This window comes from Geotalea toluenoxydans JCM 15764 (assembly GCF_001311985.1).
Lineage (GTDB): Bacteria > Desulfobacterota > Desulfuromonadia > Geobacterales > Geobacteraceae > Geotalea > Geotalea toluenoxydans.
Map to the genome: position 1 here is coordinate 45,945 of NZ_BBCJ01000031.1, position 9,285 is coordinate 55,229.

9 protein-coding genes and 2 pseudogenes are annotated in these 9,285 nt (G+C 57.4%); 10 read left to right on the forward strand and 1 reads right to left on the reverse strand.

Annotated features, from left to right (window positions below; genetic code table 11):
- Window positions 1-139: 139 nt before the first annotated feature.
- From JCM15764_RS17370 to JCM15764_RS17390, 5 genes and pseudogenes are all read left to right on the forward strand, one after another.
- Window positions 140-967: pseudogene (locus tag JCM15764_RS17370) on the forward strand (AMP-binding protein); the annotation flags it as partial.
- A 107-nt stretch (window positions 968-1,074) separates the two neighbouring features.
- Window positions 1,075-1,701: an AMP-binding enzyme gene (locus tag JCM15764_RS27165; RefSeq protein ID WP_279384523.1), complete on the forward strand. Its 627-nt coding sequence runs from the start codon at window positions 1,075-1,077 to the stop codon at window positions 1,699-1,701.
- A gap of 151 nt (window positions 1,702-1,852) precedes the next feature.
- Window positions 1,853-2,314: an MFS transporter gene (locus tag JCM15764_RS27170; protein ID WP_279384524.1), complete on the forward strand. Its 462-nt coding sequence runs from the start codon at window positions 1,853-1,855 to the stop codon at window positions 2,312-2,314.
- On the forward strand, window positions 2,283-2,840 hold the full coding sequence (locus tag JCM15764_RS24810) for an MFS transporter (protein WP_279384525.1): 558 nt from the start codon (window positions 2,283-2,285) through the stop codon (window positions 2,838-2,840). The genes JCM15764_RS27170 and JCM15764_RS24810 overlap by 32 nt, the downstream gene beginning before the upstream one ends.
- Window positions 2,841-2,868: 28 nt before the next feature.
- Window positions 2,869-3,225 carry an MFS transporter gene (locus JCM15764_RS17390; protein ID WP_054697991.1) on the forward strand — a complete coding sequence of 119 codons (357 nt, stop codon included), beginning with the start codon at window positions 2,869-2,871 and terminating at the stop codon, window positions 3,223-3,225.
- A 9-nt stretch (window positions 3,226-3,234) separates the two neighbouring features.
- Here JCM15764_RS17390 and JCM15764_RS27175 read toward each other — a convergent pair whose 3' ends face one another.
- The gene (locus JCM15764_RS27175) at window positions 3,235-3,369 is read right to left on the reverse strand and encodes a hypothetical protein (RefSeq protein ID WP_279384527.1); all 135 of its coding nucleotides are present in this window, start codon (window positions 3,367-3,369) and stop codon (window positions 3,235-3,237) included.
- 62 nt (window positions 3,370-3,431) lie between these two features.
- Here JCM15764_RS27175 and JCM15764_RS17395 point away from each other — a divergent pair, with 62 nt between their 5' ends.
- From JCM15764_RS17395 to JCM15764_RS17410, 5 genes and pseudogenes are all read left to right on the forward strand, one after another.
- Window positions 3,432-4,235, forward strand: coding sequence for an IclR family transcriptional regulator (locus JCM15764_RS17395; RefSeq protein WP_054697994.1), 804 nt, complete (start codon window positions 3,432-3,434; stop codon window positions 4,233-4,235).
- 485 nt (window positions 4,236-4,720) lie between these two features.
- Window positions 4,721-6,772, forward strand: coding sequence for an aldehyde ferredoxin oxidoreductase N-terminal domain-containing protein (locus JCM15764_RS17400; protein ID WP_243689308.1), 2,052 nt, complete (start codon window positions 4,721-4,723; stop codon window positions 6,770-6,772).
- Window positions 6,769-7,322, forward strand: a pseudogene (locus JCM15764_RS30190) (aldehyde ferredoxin oxidoreductase N-terminal domain-containing protein); the annotation flags it as partial. The gene JCM15764_RS17400 and the pseudogene JCM15764_RS30190, both read left to right, overlap by 4 nt.
- 156 nt (window positions 7,323-7,478) lie before the next feature.
- Window positions 7,479-8,681 carry an aldehyde ferredoxin oxidoreductase C-terminal domain-containing protein gene (locus JCM15764_RS30195; protein ID WP_243689313.1) on the forward strand — a complete coding sequence of 401 codons (1,203 nt, stop codon included), beginning with the start codon at window positions 7,479-7,481 and terminating at the stop codon, window positions 8,679-8,681.
- Between the two features lie 52 nt (window positions 8,682-8,733).
- Window positions 8,734-9,273, forward strand: coding sequence for a 4Fe-4S binding protein (locus tag JCM15764_RS17410; RefSeq protein WP_054697997.1), 540 nt, complete (start codon window positions 8,734-8,736; stop codon window positions 9,271-9,273).
- Window positions 9,274-9,285 lie beyond the last annotated feature (12 nt).

A 9,285-nucleotide genomic window follows, 5' to 3' on the forward strand; every position in this document is an offset into this window, starting at 1 on the left:
TTATCGGATGGGTGGTTGCCATGAACAATACTGAAAGGAGGATTACTAGTATGATAAAAAACGGTTTTATTGATTGGCCGGAAGATTTTGCACAGCGGTACCGGGATGCGGGCTACTGGCGAGATCAGACAATAGCGAGGTGCTGGCAGAAAGCTTCGGACGTTTCGCTGACAGAACCGCCCTCATCGCCGAAGACGGGACACGCTATACCTATGCCGATCTGGAGCGGCTCTCCACCCGCCTTGCCCTGCATTTCAATCACCTGGGACTCCAACCGTACGATCGGGTCATCCACCAGATTCCCAACAGCCCGGTGAGCGTCCTGACGTTTCTCGGGCTGCTCAAGGCGGGCGCCGTGCCGGTGATGACATTGCCTCCCCACCGGGAGGCCGAGGTCGGCCACTTTGCCAAGCTTTCCGGGGCGCGCGGCTATGCCATAGCCAGCCAGGTGCGTGAGTTCGACTTCCAGGCCCTGGCCGGAACGATCCAGGAACAGAATCCGTCCCTGGAATTTGTACTGGTAACCGGCGGCATGCCCCGTCCCGGCTACCAGTCCATCGATGCCATGCTGCTCGACCACATCGAGGAACGGGCAGACAGTACCAGCCTGCCGCGACCCGATCCGGATTTTCCTGCCGTGCTGCTCCTGTCCGGGGGGACCACCGGCATTCCGAAGCTCATACCGAGAACCCACAACGACTATGCCTACAACTTTCTCCGCTGCGCAGAAGTATGCGGGCTGGACGGGGAGACCTCCGTTCTCGTCGCGGTGCCGCAGGCACACAATTTTGCCCTTGCCTGTCCGGGGCTTTTGGGCACCCTTGCCACCGGCGGCTGCGAACTGCTGTCGGCAAACACCGCTACCGAGCGCCTCATGAGGCTGATAGAGCAGCACCGGTTGACCCATTTCATTGCCGTGCCGACGATGATTCTCGGACTCCTCGACCACCCCGAGCGGCACAGGTACGATCTCTCTTCCCTGCGGATGATCCTTACCGGCGGCTCGAAGCTCAACCCGGAAGTGCCCTGCGTCTGTGTCCGGAACTGGGGTGTGACGTCCTGCAGGTCCTGGGCATGGCGGAAGGGCCGCTCTATTGGACACGTCTGGAAGACCCGGACGAGGTTCGGCTGCACACCCAGGGGCGTCCCCAGTCCCCTGGCGACGAATTCCGCATCGTCGACCCGGAGAGTGGCAAGGAAGTGGCGCCGGGGGAAGTGGGAGAGCTCTGGTGCCGGGGTCCCCATACCATCCGTGGTTACTACCGCGCCGACGAGCACAATGCACGTGCTTTCAGCCCCGATGGCTTCTACAAGTCGGGAGACCTGGTGCGGCTGCACCCCAGCGGCAACATTGTTGTCGAAGGGCGGAACAAGGACTGCATCAACAGGGGAGGGGAAAAGATCAGCGCCGAAGAAATCGAGAATCATCTCATCGCCCATGGATCGGTGCTCAACTGTGCAGTCGTCGCCATGCCGGACGCCATTTTCGGTGAAAAATGCTGTGCCTTTGTCGTCCCCGCTCCGGGCGCTTCCCTGACCCTGGAGGGTCTGTGCGAATTTCTCATCAAGGAAAGAAAGATCGCCCGCTTCAAGCTTCCGGAGCGGTTGGAGACCTTGGACGCCCTTCCCCTGACCAACGTGGGCAAGGTCAACAAAAAAGCCCTGCGTGAGATCATCGTGCAACTCCAGCAGGCAGCATGATCACCTGGTGACATGCCCGCAAAGGGGCGCATGGCAGGACATTTCAACATTTTTATGCATATATCGCTTTCCGGCGATTCGGACCACCTTCAACCATGGGGCGGCCGGCAGAGGGAAAAGCCGATGCCGCCCGGAATCTGAGAGGATCAACATGACAACAAACACCCAGACAAAACCCTGCGTAAGCTTTACCCAATGGTGCGACAGCTTGTCGTTCAACCGGTTCCACGCCATGGTCATGGGGCTCGCCGCCCTGATCCTCATCTTCGACGGTTTTGACGCACAGATTATTGCCTACGTCATGCCGCAACTGGTCAAGGAGTGGCACCTGACGCCGGTTGCCGCCGGTTCAATGGCTTCCTATGGTTTCATCGGCCTCATGATCGGCGCGGCCGGCTTCGGTACCTTCGCCGACCGCCTTGGCCGCAAGAAGGGGTTGATGATCGCCCTGGTCGTTTTTTCCGTCTTCAGCGGGGCGGCATACTGGGCGCCCAATTTCCAGGTATTCTGTTTGCTTCGCTTTCTTGCCGGCATCGGCATGGGGGGGGCGATGCCCCTGACGATCACGCTGGTGACGGAGTTTGCCCCTGCCAAGCACGGGCCAAGGCGGTGAGCGCCATGTTCGCCGGATTTACCCTGGATGGGGAGTCGCAGCTCTGGTGGCCATGGTCGGCATACCCGCCCTGGGATGGCGGATGGTGCTTCTTTTCGGCTTTCTGCCGGTGCTTATTCTTCCCCTTTTGCAGAAGGCACTGCCGGAGTCGGTGCGCTTCCTGGCATCGAAAGGGCGTCACGAGGAGGCGATACTTGAAATACAGCGGATGGAAAAAGCCGCAGGATTTCCACCGGCTGCGTGGACCAAGGAGTCGTTTCAAACCGGACCGGTTGAGCCAGGCAGCAGCCTGACCCAGCTTTTCTCTCCCGGATTTTCATTTATGACACCGCTCATCTGGGCAACTTACTTCCTGAACCTCCTGGTGGTCTACGGGCTGGCTACCTGGCTCCCGTCGCTTCTCGTAAAGGCAGGGTTTTCCCTGGTCAAGAGTTACAGTTTCGGCATGGTCCAGGCAGTAGGCGCTTCCCTCGGCGGATTCCTTCTCGGCTGGATGATGGACCGTTTCGGCCGGAAGAGCGCCTGATCTTTGCTACATGGCCGGAGGGGTAGTCGTGGCATTGTTCGGCACCGTATCGAGCAATGCCGCCTTGTATATTATCGGCGCAGCAACGGGCGTTTTCGTCATCGGCGCCCAGATAGCCCAACATGTGGTGACCGGCGAACTCTATCCCACCAACATTCGTTCCACCGGGGTCGGCTGTGCCCTCACCGCAGGGAGGCTCGGTTCGATAGCTGGCCCCTTGCTGGGCGGAGCGCTACAGATGGCGGGCGTTACCTTCAGCCAGTATTTCCTGATCTTCGCGGTTCCCAGCTTCCTGTGCGCCGGGCTGGTCTATTTGTATCGGGTCAATGTGAAAGACGAAGGACTTGAAACTGTCCATGAAAGACTGGTATCCGTTGAAGACTAGGTAATTGCTTCACTGCCACCTGTCCTCGGCCATGCCGGGGGCAGGTGCGCCTCGCGGGCTCACCGGCGGCACCGCCTGGGCTGTAGTCTGGCCTGCAATACGTGCCCTCCTGCTGTTGTGTTCCACAAAAAAGTAGCGTTTCATGTGACGAAATGCTATTACAAGGGGAAAAGCCGGGTGACTGGCAGGAAGGTCGACAGGTTTCGATGACCGGAAACAACTCCCCAACCAAGATCAAGGAAGACGAAAAATACAACATTCGCGCCATCGAGCGCGCCCTTTCAGTGCTGGAAGCCTTTTCCATCGAGCGCCGCAAGCTCTCCCTCGATGAACTCACCAAGCTGATCGGGCTTTCCAAACCCACCGTCTTTCGCATCCTTTCCACACTGCAGAGCAGGAAATTTATTTATCTGGACAAAGGCGACGGGCGCTACCGGTTGGGCTCTGTTTTTCTCACCCTCGCCTCCGCGGTCCACGGCTCATCCGGTCTCGGGGCCATTGCCCGTCCGCATCTGACCACATTGCGCAATTCCACTCAGGCGACGGTCCTTCTTGGCGCCCTCCTGGAGGATCATCTTGTCTACCTGGACAAGACGGAAGGTCGGGGTCCGGTGCGCCTGGCCAACGATATCGCCTGGCGGCGTGATCCCGCCCACTACGGCATGCTGGGTATGACCCTCATGGCTTATCTGGAGCCCTCGGAGGTGGAACGTTTGCTTGACGAATTTCCCCTTGCTCCCCATACCCTGAAGACCCTGACCGACAGAAACCTTTTCCTCCAGCGGATTGGGGACATCCGCCGCATCGGCTATGCCCTGGAATTCGAGGAGGCCATTGACGGCGTCTGGGGGGTGGCCGCACCGATCCGGAATGCAGGTGGTGAGGTGGTCGCTGCTGTCGGCGTGGCATTGCCCATGTCCACCTGCAGCGAGGAACACATCGCCGAGACCATTGCCAGCGTCACTGCCTGTGCCGCAGCTATTTCCTCGGATCTTGGCCACAGAAGATAACCCCATCCTTTCATGGGGAAAATGCTGCCCGATCCTTCCTTTTTATTTCACTCCTGTATACCTGTGCAATAGACCCACACACTTTACTTCTGCTGATCAGTGTCCATCTTGTGCAACCGCCAAGTCCCCTTTGCAAAGGGGGATTCAGGGGGATTTCACTGGATCACCGATGCGGTAGAAATCCCCTTTCTCCAAGGGCCTAATGTAGGTCTTCTGGCGTTTCATCGCAAAAAGTAATTCAGTAAAACATTATTTTATTGACAAGTAAATTACAGCGTGGATAATAATATCAAAAATAAAATCCTATTTCATACAATGAAATTTAAACAAGACGGGTACGCTGGCAGGGAAGTATGGAAACACGAGTGAACCGTCTTTGGGTTGAGAAGCGAAGAGAACAGGAATTTTTTTGACGGTCTAATGGTATTAGAGTACTGGGTTACCGTTTTGATGGCGAAAGTTTTAACCCGGGAAGGGGTAAGCGAATGAAGTTTGCAGAGACTGGCTTTGCGCTGGAAATCGATCTGAGCAGAGGAAACATAGAAAAGGCCCCGACAGACCCGAAGAAGACCGGGCTCCATCTGGGTGGGGACGGTGTTGCCGCTGCCATTCTTTGGGAACGGGTCCCACCTGAGATGGACCCCCATTCACCCGCCAATCTGCTCATTTTCAGTGCAGGGCTCCTGGCAGGCACCCCCGTTCCCGGCGCCAACCGCACCTGCGTCAGCAGTATCAGTCCTCTTTCAAACCTCCACGTCAATACCAGCTTCGAGGGCTTTTTCGCTCCCGAGCTGAAGCATGCCGGCTATGACCGGGTTGTCATCCGTGGCAAGTCACCCAGCCTTGTGTATGTGTGGATTCATGACGACAAGGTGGAGATACGTGATGCCGGTCATCTTCAGGGGAAAAGCGCTCTGGAAACCACAGCCATTCTCCGCAAGGAGTTGAAGGACCCTAACATTCAGGTGGCTGCCATTGGCGTGGCCGGGGAAAACATGGTTGCCCAGGCCAGCATCGAACATGCCAACAGCAGTGTTTCCCAGGGGGTCGGCCTGATCATGGGGGAGAAGGGGCTGAAGGCAATAGCGGTCCGGGGCACCAAGGACCTGGCTGTTGCCCACCCGGATGAGCTGTTTGCCCGCTGCAACGCCCTCTATGGGGAGATTTATGATAACCCTTCCTGCGGTGACCTTCTCCTGAGCGAGGATGACAAGGCCTGGCATGTGGCAAACCTTCCCTGGACTGCTGCAGAGCAGCGGGTCAAGGGGTTCTGGGAGCCTGAGCTTGGACAGAAATGGGGAGTGCGGGTCGAACGGGAAGAGATCAGCTACCAGTGGGAAAACTATAGCCAGGAAATGGAAGAGGTGCGGGAGACGGTTGTCGAGAAGAGCGAGCTGTTGCGCGGCACCGGTTGCTACAACTGCCCGAAGAATTGCCATAAGGTGATTTCCCTGCCAGGTGAGCGCCAGTATTTTCTCAAGTCATATGGCAAACATGCATACGCCATGGCTGCCTACGGAGACCTGAAGCTCAATTACGACGTTCTTTTTGCCATGCAGGAACTGGGTCTGGACGAAAACGCCATGGTACAGCTGTTCGCCTTTGTCCAGGACCTGCAGCAAGCGGGCATTCTGACCGAAAACGAGCTTCCCGGTTTTCCTGCCGATGACATGGGCAGATACCTCTACCTGCTGAAAAAAGTGGCTCACCGCCAGGATATCGGCGCCATACTAGCCGAGGGCCTTTGTCAGGCGGCGGGGCAGATTGGCAAGGGTGCGGAAGCGCACATCCGTGGAATTAAAAAGACCGGACAACTCCCCCTTAAGTGGAAAGAAGCCCATTACCCATCTTTCCTCATGTACGCCACCGGGGACAAAATGGATATCACCCAGGTTGAAGGCTCCTTTCCCCAGCTGCCTATTCCGGACAGGAAAGAGCGGGAGGCATTTGTCGAAGGCTGGGATGCTGCGCCCCAACGGTTCAAGGAGTGGTTTCTGGGCTGGGAGCCGGGCCAGCAGCTTCCTCTTGAGGCGGCTGTGGAGATCGTTGATTGGAACGAGGCCATGCATTACGGGGACGACATTCTGGGGATCTGCCCGCTGCTCTCCTCCTTCAGGGGTCAGTTCGGCGGTCGGCCTCCCTATCACCTGAACAACCTGCCCCAGCTCATTTTCCTGGCGACCGGAATTGAACTTGATGTGGACGGGCTATTGGAAGTATTACGCCGCAATCGACAGCTGATAAGGGCCTTGAATGCAGGAAGAGGACAGAAAAGGGCCGATGAAGCCATCTCTGCAGAACTCTGGGAAAACAGAAATCCGGAGATGGAGCAGCAGCACCTGGACGCATACTATTCCTTCAAGGGATGGAATGCAGAAGGGATACCGACGCGGGAGACATTGGATGGAGCGGGACTGGATCATGTGAGTACAGCTCTGCTGGCACGGGGAATCCTGCATAGCCTTGGTGGGTTTGGAGGCAGTTTCGGGACCCGCAACAGTGTGCAGACATCAACAAACGGAAGAGGTAGACAATGAGGTACGCAGAGACAGGGTTTAATTTAGAGGTTGATCTGTCGCAGGGCAGCGTGAAGAGGGTGCCGACCGACCGGAAACTGACTGAGCTTCATCTGGGGGGACAAGGTACTGCCGCAAGGATACTGTGGGACCGGGTTCCACCGGAAACCGATCCACTGTCCCCGGAAAATATGCTCATCTTCAGTACCGGACTTCTGCACGGCACTCCGGTGCCCGGCGCCAACCGTACCTCCATCAGCACCTTTTCTCCCCTGACGGGCTCTATGTCAATTCGCTGATGGGGGGGTGGTTCGGGCCGGAACTGAAATTTGCCGGTTATGACAAAATCATCGTCAGCGGCGAGTCACCCAACCTGGTCTATCTCTACATCAACAACGACAAAGTGGAGATCCGTGATGCCAGCCATCTCCAGGGCCAGGGGTGCCAGGAGGTCGCAACCCTGCTGCAGAAGGAGCTGAAGGAGCCGAAGCTTCAGGTTGCCGCCATCGGGCTGGCGGGCGAAAACAAAGTCTTTCAGGCCACGATCGAGCATGCCAACTCCAGTGCATCCCGCCACGGGGTGGGGGCGGTCATGGGGGCCAAGCGGCTGAAGGCGATTGCGGTACGCGGGACAAAGGATGTCTATGTTTCCGGTGCAGCAGAGCTCTGGGAATTGTGCCGCGGCAAGTACCAGGAGATCTACGATAACAAGAACTGCGGCGACCCCATGGCCCACGATCACAATGAAAGCTTCCATGTGGACAACTTTGCCTGGGGCAACGCACGGACCAGGAGAAAAGACTACTGGAACAAGGAGCGCGAGGAGCAGTGGGTAGGGCTCTGGAAAGAGGTCCGCAGCCGTGATTCCGGATGCTACAACTGCCCGAAGGATTGCCACTACACGATTTCCTATCCGGGGCGCCATACCTATTTCCTCAAATGTTTCAACAAGCTTACCTACAGCATGGCGGCCTTTGAGGAAATCGACTTCAATTACAACATCCTGGGGCTGACCAGCGCCTATGGCATGGATGGTTTTTCAACGCCACAGGTGCTCGCCTTTGCCATCGAGCTTTTCGAGGCGGGCATCCTGACCGAGAAGGAGCTGCCCGGTTTTCCCGAAGGCGGCGCGGATCGGTTCTTTTACCTCCTGGACAAGGTCGTGCATCGGGAAGGGATCGGCGACATCCTTGCCAATGGCGTCTATCAGGCGGCCCGGCAGATTGGCAACGGGGCTGAGGAATACGACCATAACACCACGAAAAAGGTGGAGCAGGTGCCCCTCAAGCTGGGGGTGGTCAACTACCCGTTCTTCCTCATGTACTGCACCGGCGAGAAGATGAACATCACCCAGATTGAAGGCTCCTTCCCCCAGGCCCCCATTGCCAATCCGGAGAAGCGCAAAAAGTTCGTGGAAAACTGGTCGGCGGCTCCGGAGCGGTTCAAGAAATGGCTTTTGGAGTGGGAACCGAAACAGCATATGCCCATTGAGGCCTCGGTCAATGTCTGCGACTGGAACGAGGCGATGCACTACGTCGACGACGCCATCGGCACCTGTGCCTGGCTGTCATCGTTCCGCGGGCAGTTCGGCGGGTCCCCCCCCTATCACCTGTTTAACCTCCCGCAGATTATCGGGCTGGCGGCCGGCATCGAGCTCGATTCGGACGGGCTCCTGGAAATATCCAGAAGGAACCGCAACCTGGTTAGAGCCCTCAACATCAGAAGAGGGCTGAGGCGGGATGTGGAGAAGCCGCCGGAGGATCACTGGAAAGTAAGGGATGCCGAGATGGAGCAGAAGCACCTGGACGCCTATTATGAGTTCAAAGGGTGGACCAATGACGGCATTCCCACCAAGGAGACGCTGGACCGATTGCAGCTTGAGTATGTGAGCGAGGATTTCATCGGTCGGGGAATCCTGCCGGCCGACTGAGGCTCAGGGCCATCAGGATAGGAATAGAACTACAGTCAAGAGGATAGCAGCCATGAGCGATCAGCCAAAGAAGAAGATGGTCAAGGAAGTAAAGGTGGATCTTGATAAATGCATCGGGTGCCGGGCGTGCGAAGTGGCATGCTCCGGGTTTCATGCCAGCCCGAAATACAGCAGCTTCAATCCGGCCCGGTCCCGGATCCGGGTAGTCCAGGATCTGGTCAATGATGTCTATGTGCCGCTGCGGGCAGCTGAGTATACGCCGGCCGAGTGTACGGGCAGGCAGACCTTCAAGATCCACGGCAAGCAATACAGCGAGTGTAATTTCTGTCCGGCTTCCTGCCCGTCGCGGGACCTGTTCAAGGAGCCCGATTCCGGCCTGCCCCTGAAATGCGACATGTGCGAGGACGAAGAAATGCCCCTCTGTGTCCAGGTGTGTCGACCCGGTGCCCTGACCTATGAAGAACGCGAAGAGGAGCGGGCTGAGGAAGAACCTGCATTGGGTGAGGTGGAGGTCGGCTTGAAATCCCTGCTCCACAAGCATGGAGCCCAAAAGGTTCTGGATACCATTGCCCGCCTGTCGCAGAACGACTGATGCCTAAACCCA